Genomic DNA, 19,789 nt, shown 5'->3' with positions numbered 1-19,789 from the left:
CGGTGGGTCGGTGGGAGTTTTGTCTTTCCACAGGTTACATTGAGTGCTTACCAGAATCGCGCAGTGCCCACGCCGTGTGTGGACGCTGCGCGATTCTTGTCAGCAGCGGGCCGATAAAGAAAGCGGATGCCCTGCCCCCACTAGCCCTTGGGCACGACCAGCAGGTTGAAGTGGTGGCCGTCGGGGTCGGTAAAGCCAGCGCCGTAGAAACCATTAAACTCCATCGGGGGAGCGGTGACTGCACCACCGGCTGCCTCAACCTTAGCCATAATCTCAGCAACCTCATCCCGGCTCTTAACACCGATACTAATCAGCACCTCGGTTCGAGAGTTCTCGTAAGAAACCGGTAAAAACTGCTCCATAGCCTCATGCGGAAAGAGCATAATGTAGCTATCATCGGGCAGAGCCACCCGGCGCATAGCCTCGGGCATATGCGAGTCCTGCTCAAAACCAAGAGCGGTAAAGAAACGAGCAGAACGATCAAGGTCGGCTACGCCGATATTAAACCAGAGTGAATGCATATTTTCACTCTACCAGCCGCAGGCCAGGCGGACGCGTCCGCCTTCCCGCTGCAAGTCAGGGAGGTAGGCGAGGGGCGCCCCGCCCCAGCTTGGGCCTAGCCTCTAGACTTAAAGGCATGAGAACCCACACCCTCAGCCCCGAAACCCCGGCCGATACCGCAGAGATCCGCGATTTGCTCCTGGCAGCCTTTGATACCAGCTATGAAGCTGATCTGGTGGAAGCCCTACGCGGCAACCCCAATGCCTGGGAGCCGGGAATCTCCCTCACCGCCCGTGACGCCACCACCGGTGCCCTCGTCGGCTACGTTCTCATCAGTCGTTGCTGGGTAGGCTCCTGGCCCGCCTATGCCCTTGCGCCGCTGGCCGTCCACCCCGACTATCAGGGCAGGGGAGTGGGTACCGCCCTTACCCTTGTCTGAGGTTGCTGGAATCGTCAGGAGTGTTGAGAAGTTCATGCGTGAGAAGTACACCCCGAAAACAGGTGCGCAGGGGCGTGAGCCTGCCCCTGAAGCTGTGCGTGAGTTCATGGCTGAAATCGGAGGTAAGGGCGGGAGCCGAAAGACCGAGAAGCAAAAACAGAACCTTATGAAAGCGACCCAGGCTTCTAGGGCTGTGCGGGGTGCTCAGGCTATCGGTCGTAGGGCACAGATTCAGGCGCTCAAAGAAGCCGGCTATAAGCAACGAGAAGTTGCCGAAAAGACGGGTCTGGGTATCGCTACCGTGAAGCGCGGCTGGAACTAGCCCGCAGGTATCATTTACGAAGCTTAATCAGGGTATTACGGTTTCCGACCCTTCACAGACCCCCCCCTGCCTCCGGTAGCACCTCCCGAGCTACCCAAGAAACCCACTCCAAGGACCCCAGCCCCGCCCAAACCTTCGTCCTCAGCTAAGAGCAGCAGGCACCCCAGGAACCAAAAGCAGAAACAGGCAGAGAAGCAGGGAGGTCTCCCCAGCTTGCTGTTGCCTTAGAAAGTGCGTGGGGAAAATCTACGGAAAATCTACACACCTGTGGCATTGAAATGCACTACCGTAACGGGCTGTTACGGAAAATCGTGTTTCGTTGTGGTCTTAGCTGAGCGAAAAAAGGTCAGTCCGTCGGTCGGTTTTGTGCTCTGATTTTTCGTCACACCTCATGCATCCAATGACTCAGGAAGTTGCATTCGGAATTGTTCTCAATAAGAAATCACCACAAAGTCCCGGCGGAGCAAGCTATACATTTACGTTACGTAAATGGCTTTTTGCCTGGTGAATCCCGAAGTTTTCGGGGTGCTGCGCTGGGCATTTGGGGTGGGGGATTGGTGGTTGGGTGGGGTGGTGCTCCGTCAGGGCTCGGCGGGGTAGTTTGGATGCCGGTTGGGTGACGTTGCCGCCTAGCACCCTGCCGGTAGGGGTGTTACGTAGATTTTTTGAGAGTGTGCTGACTAGGGGGTTTAGTGGGTTTGTTATCAAATCGCAATATAGCAAGTTGACTTATTTAAAGCGTGTGTGATTGGGTTTAAGTGTCGCCAATCACCAGGGTGAAGATGCTCTGGGACGAAAGGAATAACAATGGCCCTCGTAAAGAAAATTTCAACTGGTGTTGTCGCTGGTGTTTTTACTTTTGGAATTTTTTCTAGTATTAATGCGACTGCATATGCATCTGAGAACTTATTTCCTGAAGAAAAAATACATATTATGGATCCGACAGGTCCCAGTGAAGAGATATTAAATCAAGCTACAGAAGAGCAACTAGCTGCATATTACAAGTCTTTGGAGCTATCTCAAAAATACTCGGTAGAGGGTGGCGAGATATCTTCACTTGGAAAGTTTCGTTCTGCATCAGGATCTCCAAATGTAGCTAAGTTTACAGAGGGTGTTAGATGTGTCTTCCAGGTAGGGCCGATTGATTGCTATACTGCAAGAAATGACGCAAATACTGCCTACGCGACCGCTGAAGAACTTTATCCGGATAGCTTGCATAATGGCCCTGGTGATGCGTTCAGGCATTGTTATTGGAATGCATTGATGACCATACACATTAATAAGGACCAGGCAAAGATTGTTGCAGATAACCATGAGGAAATCTCTAATGGTCCAGAAGCTGAGAATAAGATGGATTATAAAAATAACGAAGTTGGTCGAGGGATTGGTGAGAGTTCACCCAATGAAGAAGCTGCAAAAAACGGATGTGTAGATGCCGTTAATGATGGCCGTCTCCAGCTTAGCCCCTAATGTGAGGGAGCTATGTAAGGATTGGGTAAAATTATGAAAAAAAATATATCCCTATGGTTATGTATAACTGGTTGGGTTGCATGGATAACCTCTATAGTTATAAGTTATATAAATTACAGTATTTCAATAGGGTGTCCCACTAGTTCTGACTCTATATTCGGTAAATCAGGATGGTCGTTATTTCCCCCTGGACAGACCTGTGAATGGGTTTTGGAGTCTGGGGTTACAGCATCTAGCGGTCCACAATACATGAGTTTACTAATCCCAATAATCCTTATTTTGTGGAGTGTGGCGGTGTGTATAGATATGAAAAATAAATGATATAAAAATTTCGGTGGAAATGCTATAGTTTTCCATAGATATATTCAGGTGCGAAGTCTAGTCGGCTAACACATAGACATGGCCAAGCTCAAGGCACTGTAGTATTAAAGAAGTCCTCAATAAAATAAAGAACTGGAAGAGCGGTGAGGCTTATTCATAAGGGAGTCCACACCCCAACCCCCACCAAGAAACAACGGCCCCACCAGACAGTAAACATGAGGATAAATCGCCAAAAATATTCTCAAGCCACACCAGGAAAGACCGTTGCACCACCAGCGTACAACCGGCCTCACCGCCACGCAATTCGCCATACTCATCACAGCCCTCAACACCCACCTCACCTGGATCAAACCAGCCGAGAAACCCCGCAGACTCACCCTGACCCAAGCCCTAAAAATCACCCCCATCAGCTACCGACACAACCTCACCCAAGAAGCCCTCGCCCACCTCTTTGAGGTCTCACAACCAACCATTTCAAGGACCATCAGCACCATCGAAAGAGCCTTAGAGAAAGTCCTTACCCCTCTGACCCGACCTCTCAAAGAGAGCCTGAAAGTACCTGGTTCCCTCGTGGTGGATGGCACTTTAGTTCCCATCTGGAACTGGCGTTCACAAGGTAAGATAAACTTCTCGGGCAAGCACAAACGCGCAGGATTCAACCACCAAGTCATCTGCACCCTCGACGGCAAACTCCTGGCCATCACCGACCCGCTACCGGGTGCCAGACATGATGCCCATGCCTTCAAAGCTCACGGGTTAGATCAACTGCTAGATGTTTCGACTCTGGCTGATAAGGGTTATGTTGGCTTGAACCTAGCTACCCCTACCAAACGCAGGCCGGGGCAACGGCTTAGTCGGGAGCAGAAGAAGAATAACAGGGTGCTCAATCGTTTGCGGTCGGTGGTGGAGCGGGTGAAAAGCTCAGGTCAAGACCTGGCGGATTCTTCATACCGGGTTCAGGCGCCCGCTGGGCTGGTATGGGCGGGTGTTTTCTTCTGGTGCGGGGTTGGTTTTTTGGCTGCGGGGCACCCCTTATGAATAAGCCTCAGTACTGGACGGCGCCGTGGGCAAGGCCTGCTTCTTGGGCTACTTTTCGCACACTCACTACATCAAAACCTTGTGTGACAATCACGCGGATTGCCGCATCACTTATGGAGGTTTCTTGAGCAGATGTATCAGACATATATGCACTTTGATCAACGAAGAGGCCTTAACCCTATTTTCTCATACGTTCGTATGGTAATGTCTTATACGATCGTATGAAGGAGCGGGTTATGACCAATTACTTTTCACTCTTTGGGCTGGCGTTAATTGATAGCCTCAGCCTGGGGACCCTGGTGATTCCTATAGTCCTGCTTCTCAAATGGGGGCGGGTGCGGGTACTCCCATACGGCACCTACCTGGCCACAATATCCGTCTCTTATCTTCTGATTGGTGTCGCTCTTTTCTTTGGGATGCGATGGGTGATAGAAGCCTTCAGCCAGGTAGCAACCACCGTATGGTTCAGCTGGATAACGCTGGTACTGGGTGTAGCTCTGTTCATCTTTGGAGTTTTCTCACCGAACCCCGTGAAGAAAACAGCAGATGAGATCATGGACGCTCGCGCCAGCCAGACTAACCTTACGGCTCGGAAGGGAACCGGTTTGTTAGGGGTTATGAGCCTGGCTGTTGGGGCGGCTGTTTTAGAGACGGCAACCATGCTGCCCTACCTGGCTGCTATTGGCATTATTCAATCGTTAGAAGTATCTTTCGGAGCGCAGCTGGTGGTGCTGGCTCTCTATTGCCTGGTGATGGTGGCACCGGCGGCTCTCATCGGTTGCTGTGCGCGCATGTGGGGTGACCGTGCCTTTGAAAAAATCTTCAAAATAATGCCGCGTTTAGAATACGAAGCCAAAGTAACCATCCTCTGGGTTGCGGCTATTGTGGGGGTGTGGTTGGCTATGAATGCTGTGAATAGGCTCGACTTGTTCTAGAAAGCTGGAGTCGGCAGATTTTGATGTGCTGCTGTCAGCTGGACAGGGGCTACTAGACTTAAACCATGAAGACCACCCCAAGTGCACAACAACTGATTGAAAACTCACCCAGTGAGCCCGCGCCCAGCCCCGGCTATACCGAGGCGGACGCCGCCCGCTGGGTGCCCGAGCACCATAAGTTTGTTTACCGGTCGCCCTTTGAACGCGATCGCGCTCGTGTGTTGCACTCGGCCGCCCTGCGCCGTCTGGGGGCTAAAACGCAGGTGGTTGACCCGGATACCGATGACTTCGTGCGCACCCGTCTCACTCACTCCCTAGAAGTTGCCCAGATTGGGCGTGAAGTGGGCAGAATGCTGGGGTGTGACCCCGATGTGGTTGATGCCGCCTGCCTTTCTCACGACCTGGGTCACCCGCCTTTTGGGCACAACGGCGAAACAGCCCTGGACAAACTAGCTGCAGACGCCGGCGGGTTTGAGGGCAACGCGCAAACCCTGCGCTTGCTCACTCGTATCGAACCCAAGGTGATGCGGCATGATGGCGGCAGTGCCGGTCTCAACCTGACCCGGGCGTCCCTAGATGCCACCTGCAAGTACCCATGGGGGTATACGGATGCTCCGCCGCGGCCAGACGGCAAGCCCAACCGTAAGTTCGGTGTCTATGCCGATGACCTGCCGGTCTTCACCTGGCTACGAGCCGGTGCTGTAGAGGCCGGAGCGGCACCCACCCAAAAATGTATCGAAGCGCAGGTCATGGATCTTGCCGATGACATCTCCTACTCGGTGCATGACGTTGAGGACGCTGTCTTTGGCGGACACGTACAGCTGGATGACCTCAAGAGCCCCAGTACCCGTGAGATTCTGTTTGAAAAAACCCGCCAGTGGTATCTGCCGGGGGCTGACGATAGCACCCTCGACGCCGCCCTAAATCGCCTCGAAAACCTGGAACGCTGGGTGCCTTTTATGAGCGGTACCCGTAGTTCGCATGCCGCTTTCAAGGCACTAACCTCAAAACTTATTGGCAGGTTTGCCGCCTCGGCCATGAATGCCACCCGCGAAGTCTATGGTGATGGAGATTTGACTCGCTACAGCGCCCAGTTGGTGGTGCCCCAAGAAACTGAGCATGAGATTGCCGTGCTCAAGGGTATTGCCACCACCTTTGTGATGACCCCTCGTGACGCCCAGCCGCACTACGAAAATCAGAAAGAAATCCTGGAGTTCCTGGTAGCGGCGCTACTTGATAACCCTGAATACCTCGAACCTGTCTTTGCCGCTGATCTGCGCGAGCTAGGACGCAACGATGACGCTGCCAAACTGCGCCTGGTTATCGATCAGGTGGCCTGCCTGACCGACCGTTCCGCTCTGGCCCTGTTTAAGCGGATTACAGGAACCCAATGGTCGGTCGGTGATAAGCCACTGTGGTAGCGCCACAAGACTCAGGAGACAACACATGAGATACAAAAAACCCTTTCAACAAATCTTGACGGCGGCTCTCGCCAGCTTACTCATCGGCCTGTTAGCCGGATCGCTTACCGGCCTCTGGATTGTTGGCGTGGGCTCTTTTATTGTGACCCTGCTGATTGCGCTCTCCCCGGAATCGTTTGGGCTGGGCCGTACCCGGCCGGGGCCGCTCGACGACGACTACAGCTAAATGCTCAGCGCCCATAGACCCTAAAAACCACTTAGCTCCGGCTTGACGCCCCCGACTAGAATTGAACCCGTGGCAGGCTTAATCAAACGAGAAGATATCGACGAGGTGCGCTCCCGCACCGATATACGCGAAATCGTCGAAGGGTATGTGACCCTTAAATCCGCTGGTATTGGCTCTTTCAAGGGCCTGTGCCCCTTCCACGACGAGCGCACTCCGAGCTTCCACGTGCGCCCCCAAATGGGCACCTACCACTGTTTCGGTTGCGGCGAATCCGGTGACGTCATCAGCTTCCTCATGGAGATGGATCACACCTCCTTCACTGAAACAGTTGAAAAGTTAGCGGCCCGCATAGGATACGAGCTACACTACGAGCAGGGCTCTGGCATGAGCCGCGAAGAAGTGGGACGCCGTCAGCGTCTTCTTGATGCTCACAAAATCGCTACCGAGTTCTTTCAGAAGAACCTATACACCCCCGCCGCTGTGCAGGCCCAGAAGTTTCTGGGTGCTCGCGGCTTTGACCCGGCCGCTACCCAAAAATTTGGGGTCGGCTTCGCCCCACGCGGCTGGGATAATCTGCTCAAGTATCTGATGAATAAAGGCTTCACCACCGAGGAGCTACGCGAGACCGGTATGTTCTCTGAAGGGCAGCGCGGTCTTTACGATCGCTTCCGCGGCCGCATCATCTGGCCTATCCGCAATATCACAGGAGAGACTATCGGCTTTGGTGCCCGCCGCCTCTTCGATGACGACCAGGGGCCCAAGTACCTGAACACTCCAGAGACCACCCTCTACAAGAAATCCCAGGTTCTCTACGGCCTTGACCTAGCCAAACGACCGGTTTCCAAAAAGAAGCAGATCGTGGTGGTCGAGGGCTACACCGACGTGATGGCTGCCCACCTGGCCGGTATCGACACCGCAGTAGCCACCTGCGGCACCGCTTTCGGTACCGACCACATCAAAATCGTGCGCCGCCTCATCTCTGATGACGGTACCGGCGGCGAAGTCATCTTCACCTTCGACGGTGACGCCGCAGGCCAAAAAGCAGCCCTGGCTGCCTTCGCCGAAGACCAGCGTTTCGTCGCCCAAACCTTCGTAGCCGTCGCTAAGGACGGCATGGACCCCTGCGATCTACGCCTAACCCGAGGTGACGCTGCCGTGCGCTCACTCATCGCCTCCCGGCGTCCGCTCTTCGAATTTGCTATCGACGCTACCCTCGCAGGCTACGACCTCACCACCCTTGAAGGGCGAGTGCGCGGTATGCGCGCTATCGCCCCCATTATCGCTGGAATCAAGGACGCCGCCCTACGCCCAGCCTATGTACGGCAGGTTGCCGGGCAACTGGGTCTCGATGCCGCAGAAGTGCAAAGAGCTGTGAGCGCTGCCGCCGCCCACCCCCGTATGACAGCCACCCAAAAGCAAGAAGCAGCAGAAGCCGAACGCGCCGCCCGTGCCGCAGAAGCAACCGTCAGCGCTCCCGAACCAGACCCCTATGAAACCCCAGACCTGCGCGACCCCGCAGCCCGCACCGAACGTGAAGCCCTCGAAATTGTGCTGCAATACCCGCAATACCTCTCGGTTGACCAGTGGCAACAGCTAGCCACCGTGCACTACCGCTACGGTGCTCACAGCGGAATCGCGCAGGGCATCGTCGGGGCAGCTGCTTCAATAGCCCCCACCGCGGGCGCCACCTGGGTCAACACAGTGCGTGCACACACGCCCGAACCCGTCCACGGGCTACTGGCAGAACTAACCGTAGCGCCCATACCGGCCCGCACCGAAGAACAGCTTCAACGATACGTACGCGACATTCTCAACCGACTGTTCGAACAGGAAGTTACACGGCAAAAATCCAACCTGCTCATGCAACTTCAACGCATCAACCCCCTCACCGACACCGCCGCCTACCGCAACATCCAGCAAGAACTCCTCACCCTCGAACACCACCGGCGCACACTTATGCAAGGGCAAGACTAGAACAGGCACGCAATGTGACTGAGCTAACTTAGACTCAATTTGCGCCCACCTACAACCAAGGGTAGAGTTATAACTCGTTGTAACGGTGCCATCACCGTGAACAATATTCCCCCGTAGCTCAATTGGCAGAGCATTCGACTGTTAATCGAAGGGTTACTGGTTCGAGTCCAGTCGGGGGAGCACACAAAACCCGGTCATCAGACCGGGTCTTTCCGTATCTAACCAGCAACCCCTCGCTTCGCTCAGGATTCGCTGAACTTTATTATTTCCTCGCGCGCTCGGAAAAGTTCACCTCATCTGGTTCGAGTCATTGATGAGCTCGCTCCGCTCACGCCTTTGTTATTCGCCAGCTCTTGCGTCACCACGCGCGGTGACCCGCTGGCTCATCGGGGGAGCAAATAAACGGCCCGGTCTTATGGCCGGGCTTTTTGTATGCTTACGCTCTCCATATGTGGCGGCGCCACTGTCACATCTGGGAATCAGCGCCACACTTGCTGAAGTCTTGTCTTCTGTTCACTAAGGGTGGTGGCTTTGCCTGAAGGGGTGTAGCATGTGAACTGTTCCATAGTTCATAGATGAAGGAATAGAAAATGTCTGACCAGCAACTTCTAAACGACCTCTACGCCACCGCCGCTCGAAACGAAAAAGACGCCATCACCTGGCGTCACCACCTTCACCAGCACCCAGAACTTTCAAACCGCGAGACCAAAACAGCGGCTTACATTGTTGAACGCCTCAAGGATATGGGCTTCGCAGATACTGACATACAACAGAACATCGGCGGAACCGGAATCATCGCCACCCTGCGAGGGGGCGCCCCCTCCGAAAAGGCCGTTCTATTACGGGCGGACATGGACGGCCTGCCCGTCAAAGAAGAAACCGATCTGCCCTATGCCTCTGAAGCAGTAGATGAAAAATACCCCGGTGGTCCCTTCCCCGTTGCCCATGCCTGTGGCCACGACTGCCACGTCGCCATGCTGTTGGGCGCAGCGCGTGCTTTCACAGAGCATCGGGAGGAACTCGCCGGAACCATCTTCTTCGTCTTCCAGCCAGCTGAAGAGGGCGCCCCGGTGGAAGAAGAGGGCGGCGCTGCCTACATGCTAACGGATGCGGCCTTTGACTCACTTGACCCCCAGCCAACTCTGGCCTTTGGGATGCATGTGATTCCTGCACCAAGTGGCTATGTGGGTTGGTCCTCGGGTGTGCAGCACGCTTCATCTGAAATGGTCAAGATAACTGTGTGCGGTGAGCAGGTGCACGGTTCATCGCCGTGGGCGGGACGAGATCCGATGCCAGCGGCTGCGGACATCATCAGTGCCATGGGGCAAATCTACCGGCAGATAGATGCTAAAGACGCGTTTACTATTTCCATTGGACATGTTGAAGATCAGGGGCGTTTCAACATCATCGGCGAAAAGGTAACCCTCTGGGGCACTGTGCGCTGTCTCAAAGACGGACTGATGGACGCCGTCAACACTAAGATTTCCCGTACAGCTACCCACATCGCAGAAGCCTATGACTGTACAGCTAACGTTGAGTTTTTGCAGCAAATTCCGGCTGTGGTTAACGCGCCTGAAACGGTCGAAGTCTTGCGCCCTGCTTTGGAAAGCGCAGCGGCAGACCCGGATCAGGTCTTTGCAGCGCCAGCGTCGCTGGGGTACGATGACGTCTCTGAGTTCATTAACCGGTACACCGGTATGTATGCCCTGCTCGGTGTGCAGGACGTGAAGTTCGGCTCGGGTGCAATGCCAGAACCTGTTGACGGCGGACGCGGTTTTGCTCCCAATCACTCACCGCGTTTCTACGCTAATGATGAAGCCCTCATCACCGGCGTCCGAATGCATCTTGCGGTTGCACTGGCCCATCTCGAAACAGCGCAAGACTAAGAACCAATAATCGCATCACAAAACGGGGCGCAGTCGCCACAAGCCCCTAAAAGCCGGTAGACTTATAAGTTGGTATACGTAATACGCAAGCACGCTTATTGACAAAGAGAGAGGTGGCACATGACCACTCCGAACGGCCTGCACGGCTCCCGCCGCGCCCAGGGTCTGCGCGCTGGCTTCACCAACATCAAAGCTAGCGTGACCAACGCGGCTGATGCCGGTCGAGTCCTTACCAAGCTTGCCCCTAAGCAGCTCAAAGACGAAATCCAGATCGCCAAGTTCGAGGTCAAAGAGAAGGGCATCGCTCTCGGCAAGGGTGCAGCCGTTGCGGCTGTAGCCGCAGTCTTCGCTCTCTTGATGGCCATCGCACTGACGATTCTGGCCTACGTAGGCCTGTCAGCCCTCATGCCCAACTGGGCTGCTGCTCTAGTGCTGGTTGTACTCTTCCTCATACTAGCCGCTATCACTGGCCTCGTGGGCTTCAAGATGATTAAGGCCCAGCTCCCCTTCAAACCCGAGTCAGCAATCTTTGGTGTGCTCTACGACCTTGGCGTTTTGAAGGAAGGATCAGCTATGACCTCCAAGCGCCTCAAGCGTGAGCAGGCAGAAAAAGCCGAGGCCAAGAAAGCCGAAAAAGCTGCGGAGCAGAAGGACGGCGGCGAGCAGCAGGAGCCTGCTGTACCGCCGGCTAACAAGGAACAGCTACTGCAGCGAACCAAGCAGCGCCGCGAGCACCTCAAGACTTTGCGCGACGACCTTGATGCCTACACCCGCGAAGTCCAGGCAGGTGCGCAAGGGCTGGTTACCAACGCCAAGAATAGCGTTAAGAACGCTCCCGCAACTGCGGCAGACGGCAGCAAGCAGCTCGCCGCTAACGCAAGCAACCCAGAGACCCTGCAGGCCCGCTGGAAGTCTTTTGCGGCCCTGCTGGCCTCGCTTGGTGCATTTGTAATCTTCCTCGGCAAGCTCATCACCCGCCGCAAGTAGAACTCGAAAGCCCCACAGGGCACCAGCGTCCTTGAAATCAGCCCGCCCCGGTACCACCGGGGCGGGCTTTTCTTATGCAAAGGCACTGTGTGCAAGGACGCCACCGGTTGCGTCAGTTCAGACCGTAGGCTGATGCGCTCCCGCAGGGCATGCTGTAAGGTCAGTGTGACACCCATAAGAGATTGACCACTGAAAGGGGCCGCATGGCCAACCAGCTCATGACCGTACTGATTGGCGCAGACACCTACCCGCCAGACATCAACGGAGCGGCCCAATTTTCGTCGCGACTGGCCCACGCGCTAGTGGAGCGCGGGCACACCGTGCACGTCATGGCACCCAAACAAGAGAGAGGCGTGACCAGCAGGCAGGAGCGCGACGGCATCATTGAACACCGTATGCGCTCGCACAGGGTTATTACCCACCCTTATATGCGCCTGAATTTTCCGTGGGAGATTTATGCCGAGGCTGACCGGCTGGTACAAGAAATTCAGCCGGACGTGATTCATATTCAGTGCCACTGGATTGTAGGGCGCGTGCTGGCTCGAGTAGGGCGCAAGCGGGGGGTGCGCGTGGTGGCGACTAACCACGTGATGCCCGAAAACATCACCCCCTTTCTTCCCTTCGGCAAGAGAGGCAATGATCTCATTGTCAGGGCCTCCTGGGGCGATATGCGCAGGGTGCTGTCTCGGGCTGCTGTGGTCACTACACCTACACAGATTGGGGCTGACACCATGGAAGTCGCAGGTAAATTCAGCCGCCCCGTGATGCCGGTGTCGAACGGAATCCAGTCCTCTGACTACGAGCTGGCCCCCGGGGAGAACATTGAGAAAACACCCGGGCAGTTTAATATTTTCTTTGCAGGGCGACTGGCCGTTGAAAAAAATATTGACGTGTTGATTGAGGGCTTTTCTAAACTGCCCGAGAGTTTGCGTGAGCGCACGGTGCTCGAGATAGCCGGGTCCGGTGAAGTTCTTGCCGACCTGAAAACCAAGGCACAGGACTGCGGCGTGGCTGACCGTGTGCATTTTCTGGGGTACATTTCAGATGAACAGCTCCGTGAAGGGTACCTGCGCGCTGACGTGTTCTGCCAGCCCGGAACCGCTGAGCTGCAGTCGCTGGTGACCCTTGAAGCTATGAGTGCCTCCAAGCCTGTGGTCCTAGCAGACGCGCTGGCCCTGCCTCACCTGGTTGAGCAGGGCAAGAACGGCTACCTGTTTGAACCAGGTGATACCGATCAGCTAGCGGCCCGCCTGACTGATGTATTGAGCCTGCCTGAGGATGAGCGGCGGGCTATGGGGGAGCACTCACACCGTATGGTAGAACGTCATGCCGCAGGTAAAACTTGGCAAATCTTTGAATCGCTCTACCGCTCTGATGAGCTGTATGACCGCTTTGTGGCTGAACGCCGCTAGGGTGCACCGGTGGAACTAGCAGGTTCCCGGCCCCTTTTGTCGCCCGGGTTCTCCGGGATCGAAGGAGGGTTTGGTAGGCCCCTACTTTTTGGGTATTCTTAGAGACAGTGCCAGTTGATAGGCTGGTGCTGTGGGGCCTTAGCTCAGCTGGTTAGAGCAGGGGACTCATAATCCCTTGGTCGCGGGTTCAAGCCCCGCAGGCCCTACCAGCAAACCCCATCTCACCGGTTAAAACTAGGGAGGTGGGGTTATTTTCTTACCCTGTAAACCGGGCGGGCTACCCATGAGCACCCCCGTGTTTTTGTTTGCGGGGCTTAAGCTGCAAAGTCATCACCAATAGGTAGGAGCACACTCGGGCCTTCGAGCCCCAGTAAGAGCAGGGGATTGATGTAATCGAACCCCTTTCCTGCTGTACCAGTGCTCCCGCCGGTAGGCTGGCGCACGCCCCAGTGCAGGCAGTGCTCGGAGGTACAGTGCTGCACGGCAGGGTCTAGGTGGGCGAGTACATCCCCGGCTACCACGTGTGTACCCACCGGCAGCGGGTCCGTCACCGGCTCAAAGGACGAGAGCCGCCCATCCGGGTGCTGCACCGTCATAACCTGCCGATCCACCACGGTTCCGGCAAAAACTACCTCACCTTCATAAGGTGCAAGAACGCTCCCTCCCGCCTCCAGCGCAAGGTCAACGCCGCGGTGCCCGGCAGACCACTTAGCCGCGGGTTGCTCAAAGGGCCGGAGCACCTCAAGGTTCTGGCCAACCGGTGCCTTCCACAGAGCAGAACTACTCACCGCATCCGCGGTGGGGGAGGTGCTCAGGGAAAGGCAGATGAGAGTGCAGAGCAACCCCCACCATAGGCCAGTGTGTAGCAGGGAAATAGGCACCCATCGGGGCACCGTCATAGGGGCTGCTGTGTGTATAGAGGGCACGAGAAACCTCCCGGTCGTCACTCACCCCTTACCCATCGGTGGTGCTCCCGCGAAGTACCTCCACTTTTACCACTGGAAACCTGCCACCACAAGACTCAAAATCCCGGTGATTAAAGAGCCAAACATGCTGTATAGTAGATGATTGCAGTTTGCCCTGATTCGTGCCCATAAATAGGCCGAATCGGTGCATGGGGAATCCTCTTACATAGAAACCCCTCCTTGACGTACACCACCTGCTTGCGGGCAGGTGCCACTCCAAGGGTCTGACATCGCGTAGCGCGAAGTAGCTGGCACCCAGCTGATAAGGAACTTTCGGTCCGGCGCACCTGCCGGTCAAGGTCTGAGACTACACACCGCCACTCCAGCGGAAAAGTCTGAGCGCTACCAGGGGAGCGAGGGCAACCTCAAAGCTCCACATGTAAACCGATAACTACTATGCGCGCGGCGGAGCTAGCCTGGAATCAGGGGCCCGCCCGGCACCACATTATATAAGGAGACGACATGCCCGTCGTAACTATGCGCCAGCTTCTCGATTCAGGTGTCCACTTCGGTCATCAGACCCGCCGCTGGAACCCCAAGATGAAGCGCTTCATCCTCACCGAGCGCAACGGCATCTACATCATCGACCTGCAGCAGTCACTGGCCTTCATCGATCAGGCCTACGAGGCTGTTAAGGCAACCGTCGCCCACGGTGGCACCGTGCTGTTCGTTGGCACCAAGAAGCAGGCTCAGGAAGCCATCGCTGAACAGGCCACCCGCGTTAACATGCCCTACGTCAACCACCGCTGGCTCGGTGGTATGCTCACCAACTTCTCAACCGTTTCCAAGCGAATTGACCGCATGAAGGAACTTGAGCAGATTGACTTTGACGACGTCGCAGGCTCACAGTTCACCAAGAAGGAACTGCTGCTTCTGCGTCGCGAGCACGAGAAGCTTGAGAAGACCCTCGGTGGTATCCGTAACCTGACCAAGGCTCCCTCCCTGGTCTGGGTTGTTGACACCAAGAAGGAACACCTGGCTGTTGACGAAGCCCAGAAGCTCGGCATCCCCGTAGTTGCTATCCTCGACACCAACTGCGACCCCGACGAAGTTTCCTTCCCCATCCCCGGCAACGACGACGCAATCCGCTCCGTCAACCTGCTCACCCGCGTCATCGCGGACGCAGTAGCCGAAGGCCTGCTGGAACGCGAAAACAAGAAGGCTGGCAAGTCAGCTAACGCTTCTGAAGAGCCCATGGCTGAGTGGGAGCGCGAACTGCTCGAACAGCACGAAGCTGCCAAGGCTGAAGCACCCGCTGAAGAAGCTAAGTAAAGCATCATAGAGTAACGGCACCCGCCCACATTCGGTGGGTGCCGTTCTCAACCTGCACCACCACGGCAGGAAACCAATAGATTTACCCCAATCTGTTCACAAGACTAGGAGTTCACCATGGCGAACTACACCGCAGCCGATATCAAGGCTCTGCGTGAAAAGACCGGCGCAGGCATGCTCGACGTCAAGAAGGCCCTCGATGAGGCTAACGGCGACCAGCAGAAGGCAATGGAAATCATCCGCGTCAAGGGCCTCAAGGGCGTCACCAAGCGCGAAGGCCGCGCCACCGCAGAAGGCCTCGTTGCTGCACGCGTTGAAAACGGCGTTGGCTTTATGATCGAAGTTAACTCGGAGACCGACTTCGTTGCTAAGTCCGAGCCCTTCATTAAGTTCGGCACCGACGTGCTCGAAGCCGCAGTTGCCGCTAACGCTTCTACCCTGGAAGAACTGAAGGCCGCATCTTTTGAAGGCAAGACCGTTGACGAGCTGACCACCGAGGCAGGCGCACTGCTGGGTGAAAAAATTGTCGTTCGTCGTGTAGCCCGCGTTGAAGGCGACAACGTTGCAGTCTACCTGCACAAGACCTCCAAGGACCTGCCCGCGCAGGTTGGCGTTCTACTCGCAGTAACCGGCGAGAACACCGACGAGGTCGCTCACGACGTAGCCGTCCACATCGCAGCTATGAGCCCCAAGTACCTCAACTCAGACTCTATCTCAGCTGAGGACATCGAGGCTGAGAAGCGCGTTGCTGAAGAAACCGCTCGCGGTGAGGGCAAGCCCGAGCAGATTATCCCCAAGATTGTTGAGGGTAAGCTCAAGGCCTTCTACAAGGAGAACACCCTGCTCGACCAGGACTTCGCCAAGGACTCCTCCAAGTCCGTTGCCGCTGTTCTGAAAGAGAACGGCGCAACCGCAACCGCTTTCGAGCGTTTCCGCGTCGGCGCCTAAAAGGCCCGGGTGTGATTGAGCACCAAAAACGCTAAGAACAAAGGGGAGCCCCCGTGAGGGACTCCCCTTTGCCGTATGCTAGAGACCTAGAGACACAGTACGCACCCCACCGGGGCGTAGACGATCACAGTTTCAGGAGGCCCCATGTCAGTAGAGTCAGCCCGAACCATCCACCGCGACGACACCGGCCGTCGCCGCGTCCTACTCAAACTTTCTGGGGAAGTTTTTGGCGGCGGCGAAGTGGGTATCTCCACCGAAGTTGTGCGCGGCATAGCCGAGCAGATCGCCTCAACCATTGGTCGGGTCGAGGTCGCTGTGGTTGTTGGCGGTGGCAACTTCTTTCGCGGGGCCGAACTCTCTGAAGCAGGCATGGACCGCTCCCGCGCCGATAACATCGGCATGCTGGGTACCGTTATGAACTCCCTGGCTCTCCAGGATTTTCTGGAGCAAGCAGGCATCGACACCCGCGTGCAGTCAGCCATTTCCATGCAGCAGGTCGCCGAGAACTACATACCCCGCCGCGCCATCCGTCACATGCAAAAAGACCGCGTGGTCATTTTCGGAGCAGGCGCAGGGCTACCCTACTTCTCTACCGATACCGTCTCAGCTCAACGAGCCCTCGAAATCCACGCGGACGAGGTGCTGGTAGCTAAGAACGGCGTTGACGGCATTTACACCGCCGACCCCAACAAGGACCCTAACGCCGAACGTCTTTACAAGCTCACCTATGACGAAGCAATGCAGCGCAACATCCGTGTGATGGATCAGACGGCTTTCTCGCTCTGCAAAGACAACAATGTCACCATGCGCGTCTTTGGCATGCAGGGTGAAGGGAATGTAGCCCGGGCCATCCTTGGCGATAAGATTGGAACCCTCGTCACTGCGTAATATACGCCTCGGATGATTCCGCGCATTATTATTTCCTCGCTTACTCGAAAAAATACGCTCCAATCGGCGACAAAATCGAAACCCTCCTTACCGCATAGTGCGACCTCAGGCACTAGACTGGGTAAGGATGAAGAAGAGCGCCTGCCCCGCTGAGGGCAGGCACAACACAAAGGACACAACACAGATGGTTGAAGAAACCCTGCTCGAAGCTGGCGAGAAGATGGATAGGTCCGTTGAGGCCCTGAAGAACGAGTTCGTCTCAATCCGCACCGGCCGTGCCAACCCCTCACTGTTTGCCAACCTCACCGCAGATTACTACGGTGCGCCCACCCCGCTACAGCAGCTGGCGTCCTTCCAAACCCCTGAGGCGCGCACCGTGCTCATCACCCCCTATGACAAGGGCGCTCTCGCCGCAATCGAAAAAGCTATCCGTGACTCAGACCTGGGCGCTAACCCGGCTAACGACGGCAACGTCATTCGTGTTGTTATGCCAGAAATGACTGAGGAACGTCGTAAGGAATACACCAAGTTGGCCGGTCACAAGGCCGAAGAAAGCCGCGTTGCGGTACGTAATACCCGCCGTCAGGCCAAGACCGCCCTCGACAAGCTGGTTAAGGATGGCGACATCGGAGAGGACGATGGCGCCCGCGGCGAAAAGGAACTCGACGCCGTGACCAAGAAGCACATCGACACCATTGATGCCCTGCTCAAATCCAAGGAAGCGGAACTGCTCGAGGTCTAAACCCCCATGACTGTTCAATCTCAAGAACAGCCGCCCAGGGCCTCCAAAGCGGGCCGGAATCTACCCGCCGCCATCACCGTCGGCCTCGTGCTGGGCGCACTGTTGGCGGTGGGTTTGTTCTTTATCCCCCTGGTCCTAGTGCTCCTGGCAGCTGCGGCAGCATCGGTGGGTACCTGGGAAGTCTGCCACGGCCTCAATCAGAAACGCGGTATGGGAATCCCCGTGATTCCTGCGGTGACTACTGCCCTCATCATGCCGTTCACCGCCTACTACGGTGGGGGCCAATGGCTCATATTTACCGTGGTCGCCTCGATTCTACTACTCATCGGCTGGCGACTGGTGGGGGAGCGCGACGGCATGATTATGTCGATCATGGGCTCCATCTTCGTGATGTCGTGGGTGCCCTTCATGATCTCGTTGGCGCTCATGCTCTACCGGGAACCCTCGGGTGCCGGTAAAGTATTCATGATTCTACTCATGGCCATCGGTAACGACACCTGGGGTTACCTTGCAGGTGTGAGATGGGGCAAGACCCCTATGGCCCCAAAAATTTCACCCAAAAAAACCTGGGAGGGCTTCGCCGGGTCAATGGTGGGCTCCATTCTTGTGGGTACCATCTGTTCACTCTTTATCGGTGAACCCTGGTGGCACGGGCTGATCGTTGCAATCTTCCTGGTGATAGCCTCGACTGCTGGAGACCTGGGGGAGTCAATGGTCAAACGTGAAATCGGTATCAAGGATATGTCGAATATTTTGCCGGGCCACGGCGGTGTGATGGACCGCCTGGACTCCATCGTTTTTGCCATTGCAATCGGCTATGTTATTTTTTCGGTGCTCGGCGCCCTCTTTGGGGCCTAGCTGCCCTCATCACACTATCTGGGAGGTAGATTGTGAGCCAACAGGCTAAATCTGGCGGTGGGTTCAGCCGCGTCGACGGCAAGCAGAGCGGCTACAAGGTCGCCGCGGTAGACGCTTTTTTCACTCGGCTAGCCGACGACTACGAACTCATGATAACCGGAGCCCAATTAGGGCCAGACGTGCATACCTCACGGACCGTGAGAGAGGCTTCTTTTCCTACTGAGCTCGGCGGCTATCTGCCGCAGGATGTTGACAGGGCCCTCGACACCGTTGAAGACCGTTTCAGTGAGCTCGAACGTTCCTACTTCATCAACCGTTACGGGCAGCATGCTTGGAATGAGGCGGTTGAGGAGCTACGGACGCTTCTGCTCGGCCGGTTGCGCAGACCGCCAGGGGAGCGCTTCCGCAGGCCCTCAAAGAGATTGACCAAGGGCTATTTTGTGCGTGAAGTCGATGAACTGTGCGAACGTATACTGGGGCATCTGCAGGGGCAGCACCAGCTGACACCCGGCGAGGTGCGGGCCTCGGCTTTCAGTGCAGCCACAGGCAATATAAGCTATGACGAAACCCAGGTTGATGCTTTCTTGGACCGCTGCATCGAGTATCTGAATGATACGCGCCCTATGTGACGCACAATTCTACTGGTAAAGAGGGGGTTGCCCGGACTTTTTCCTGGTAAACCCTCTTTTTTACGCCTCAAATTTGTGTGTAATCTGCCCAACAGTATAGTGTGTGTTCAGTTACACAAAGGAGGTAGTGATGGCACACGCATCACCTGAATCTCAGCAGCCTATCATCGACGCAGAGCACGTCGATTTTAAGGCAGCCCAAAGCAGCAACGAGTTCACAGAGCTTCGGTCAACCCACCGCTCTTTCGTCTTTCCCATGACCGTAGCCTTTTTGGTCTGGTACCTGCTGTACGTCATTCTGGCGGTTTACGCCCCTGGCTTCATGGCAACCAAAGCGTTCGGCAACGTGAACGTGGGCATTATTTTCGGTCTGCTCCAGTTCGTGACCACCTTTACCATCACCGGCTGGTATGTGGCTTTCGCTAATAAGAAGCTGGACCCGCGAGCTAGCGGTCTACGCAACGACATTGAATCTGGGCGCTACGCCCACAAGACCAACTAAAGGGGTGGCATTCACTTGACTTCTGTACACGGAACACTCGTTGCGGCTGAGGC

Annotated in this window: 21 protein-coding genes and 2 tRNA genes; 20 read left to right on the top strand and 3 right to left on the bottom strand. The window is 55.9% G+C overall.

The genetic code is table 11. From position 1 onward, the window contains the following. Nucleotides 1-140: 140 nt before the first annotated feature. On the bottom strand, nucleotides 141-521 hold the full coding sequence (locus tag L6966_RS06085) for a VOC family protein (RefSeq protein WP_237224523.1): 381 nt from the start codon (nucleotides 519-521) through the stop codon (nucleotides 141-143). 116 nt (nucleotides 522-637) lie between these two features. On the opposite strand from L6966_RS06085, the gene L6966_RS06080 reads away from it, so the two are divergent. The 4 genes from L6966_RS06080 (at nucleotide 638) to L6966_RS06065 (ending at nucleotide 4,091) form a co-directional block, all read left to right on the top strand. Beyond that, the gene (locus L6966_RS06080) at nucleotides 638-940 is read left to right on the top strand and encodes a GNAT family N-acetyltransferase (RefSeq protein ID WP_237224524.1); all 303 of its coding nucleotides are present in this window, start codon (nucleotides 638-640) and stop codon (nucleotides 938-940) included. A 34-nt stretch (nucleotides 941-974) separates the two neighbouring features. Then, nucleotides 975-1,262, top strand: coding sequence for a helix-turn-helix domain-containing protein (locus L6966_RS06075; RefSeq protein ID WP_237233074.1), 288 nt, complete (start codon nucleotides 975-977; stop codon nucleotides 1,260-1,262). Between the two features lie 807 nt (nucleotides 1,263-2,069). Continuing rightward, the gene (locus L6966_RS06070) at nucleotides 2,070-2,732 is read left to right on the top strand and encodes a DUF6973 domain-containing protein (protein WP_237224526.1); all 663 of its coding nucleotides are present in this window, start codon (nucleotides 2,070-2,072) and stop codon (nucleotides 2,730-2,732) included. Between the two features lie 585 nt (nucleotides 2,733-3,317). Further along, nucleotides 3,318-4,091, top strand: coding sequence for a transposase family protein (locus L6966_RS06065; RefSeq protein ID WP_237224527.1), 774 nt, complete (start codon nucleotides 3,318-3,320; stop codon nucleotides 4,089-4,091). A gap of 7 nt (nucleotides 4,092-4,098) precedes the next feature. On the opposite strand, the gene L6966_RS06060 is transcribed toward L6966_RS06065, so the two are convergent. Beyond that, on the bottom strand, nucleotides 4,099-4,236 hold the full coding sequence (locus tag L6966_RS06060) for a TetR family transcriptional regulator (RefSeq protein ID WP_237224528.1): 138 nt from the start codon (nucleotides 4,234-4,236) through the stop codon (nucleotides 4,099-4,101). A gap of 91 nt (nucleotides 4,237-4,327) precedes the next feature. Here L6966_RS06060 and L6966_RS06055 point away from each other — a divergent pair, with 91 nt between their 5' ends. The 9 genes from L6966_RS06055 to L6966_RS06015 all read left to right on the top strand — a co-directional run bounded on the left by L6966_RS06055 (nucleotide 4,328) and on the right by L6966_RS06015 (nucleotide 13,141). Continuing rightward, nucleotides 4,328-5,026, top strand: coding sequence for a GAP family protein (locus L6966_RS06055; protein ID WP_237224529.1), 699 nt, complete (start codon nucleotides 4,328-4,330; stop codon nucleotides 5,024-5,026). Between the two features lie 65 nt (nucleotides 5,027-5,091). Beyond that, the gene (locus L6966_RS06050; RefSeq protein ID WP_237233073.1) at nucleotides 5,092-6,447 is read left to right on the top strand and encodes a deoxyguanosinetriphosphate triphosphohydrolase; all 1,356 of its coding nucleotides are present in this window, start codon (nucleotides 5,092-5,094) and stop codon (nucleotides 6,445-6,447) included. 25 nt (nucleotides 6,448-6,472) lie between these two features. Then, nucleotides 6,473-6,673 (top strand): hypothetical protein, encoded by a 201-nt coding sequence (locus L6966_RS06045; RefSeq protein ID WP_237233072.1) that lies wholly within the window; start codon nucleotides 6,473-6,475, stop codon nucleotides 6,671-6,673. Between the two features lie 69 nt (nucleotides 6,674-6,742). Further along, a complete protein-coding gene (gene dnaG / locus L6966_RS06040) occupies nucleotides 6,743-8,647 on the top strand; it encodes a DNA primase (RefSeq protein ID WP_237233071.1) in 1,905 nt (634 codons plus the stop codon). Between the two features lie 107 nt (nucleotides 8,648-8,754). Beyond that, nucleotides 8,755-8,827, top strand: a tRNA-Asn gene (locus tag L6966_RS06035). A gap of 410 nt (nucleotides 8,828-9,237) precedes the next feature. Next, a complete protein-coding gene (locus L6966_RS06030) occupies nucleotides 9,238-10,533 on the top strand; it encodes a M20 metallopeptidase family protein (RefSeq protein ID WP_083093454.1) in 1,296 nt (431 codons plus the stop codon). A 120-nt stretch (nucleotides 10,534-10,653) separates the two neighbouring features. Continuing rightward, on the top strand, nucleotides 10,654-11,520 hold the full coding sequence (locus L6966_RS06025; protein ID WP_237224532.1) for a phage holin family protein: 867 nt from the start codon (nucleotides 10,654-10,656) through the stop codon (nucleotides 11,518-11,520). A gap of 203 nt (nucleotides 11,521-11,723) precedes the next feature. Further along, nucleotides 11,724-12,932: a glycosyltransferase gene (locus tag L6966_RS06020; RefSeq protein WP_237233070.1), complete on the top strand. Its 1,209-nt coding sequence runs from the start codon at nucleotides 11,724-11,726 to the stop codon at nucleotides 12,930-12,932. Nucleotides 12,933-13,064: 132 nt separating this feature from the next. Next, nucleotides 13,065-13,141, top strand: a tRNA-Ile gene (locus L6966_RS06015). A 105-nt stretch (nucleotides 13,142-13,246) separates the two neighbouring features. Here L6966_RS06015 and L6966_RS06010 read toward each other — a convergent pair. Then, entirely contained in the window at nucleotides 13,247-13,858 is a 612-nt protein-coding gene (locus tag L6966_RS06010) for a M23 family metallopeptidase (RefSeq protein ID WP_237224537.1), read from the bottom strand. A 501-nt stretch (nucleotides 13,859-14,359) separates the two neighbouring features. Between L6966_RS06010 and rpsB the strand changes: the two genes are divergently transcribed. The 7 genes from rpsB (at nucleotide 14,360) to L6966_RS05975 (ending at nucleotide 19,736) form a co-directional block, all read left to right on the top strand. Further along, nucleotides 14,360-15,169, top strand: a complete 810-nt coding sequence (gene rpsB / locus L6966_RS06005) for a 30S ribosomal protein S2 (RefSeq protein WP_083093469.1) — start codon at nucleotides 14,360-14,362, stop codon at nucleotides 15,167-15,169. Nucleotides 15,170-15,286: 117 nt separating this feature from the next. Continuing rightward, nucleotides 15,287-16,117 (top strand): translation elongation factor Ts, encoded by an 831-nt coding sequence (gene tsf / locus L6966_RS06000; RefSeq protein WP_083093471.1) that lies wholly within the window; start codon nucleotides 15,287-15,289, stop codon nucleotides 16,115-16,117. A 144-nt stretch (nucleotides 16,118-16,261) separates the two neighbouring features. After that, a complete protein-coding gene (gene pyrH, locus L6966_RS05995) occupies nucleotides 16,262-17,005 on the top strand; it encodes a UMP kinase (protein WP_083093472.1) in 744 nt (247 codons plus the stop codon). 184 nt (nucleotides 17,006-17,189) lie between these two features. Beyond that, complete coding sequence (gene frr / locus L6966_RS05990) at nucleotides 17,190-17,747, top strand: ribosome recycling factor (RefSeq protein WP_083093474.1); 558 nt, start codon at nucleotides 17,190-17,192, stop codon at nucleotides 17,745-17,747. Between the two features lie 6 nt (nucleotides 17,748-17,753). Next, nucleotides 17,754-18,605, top strand: a complete 852-nt coding sequence (locus L6966_RS05985; protein ID WP_237224539.1) for a phosphatidate cytidylyltransferase — start codon at nucleotides 17,754-17,756, stop codon at nucleotides 18,603-18,605. 32 nt (nucleotides 18,606-18,637) lie between these two features. Next, nucleotides 18,638-19,234: a DivIVA domain-containing protein gene (locus L6966_RS05980; RefSeq protein ID WP_237224540.1), complete on the top strand. Its 597-nt coding sequence runs from the start codon at nucleotides 18,638-18,640 to the stop codon at nucleotides 19,232-19,234. A 130-nt stretch (nucleotides 19,235-19,364) separates the two neighbouring features. Then, the gene (locus L6966_RS05975) at nucleotides 19,365-19,736 is read left to right on the top strand and encodes a DUF485 domain-containing protein (protein ID WP_083093479.1); all 372 of its coding nucleotides are present in this window, start codon (nucleotides 19,365-19,367) and stop codon (nucleotides 19,734-19,736) included. Nucleotides 19,737-19,789 lie beyond the last annotated feature (53 nt).

Source organism: Rothia nasisuis, assembly GCF_928381405.1.
Classification (GTDB): Bacteria; Actinomycetota; Actinomycetes; order Actinomycetales; family Micrococcaceae; genus Rothia; species Rothia nasisuis.
The sequence above is the reverse complement of the archived record's forward strand: the minus strand, read 5'-3'. Positions and strand labels throughout refer to the sequence as shown.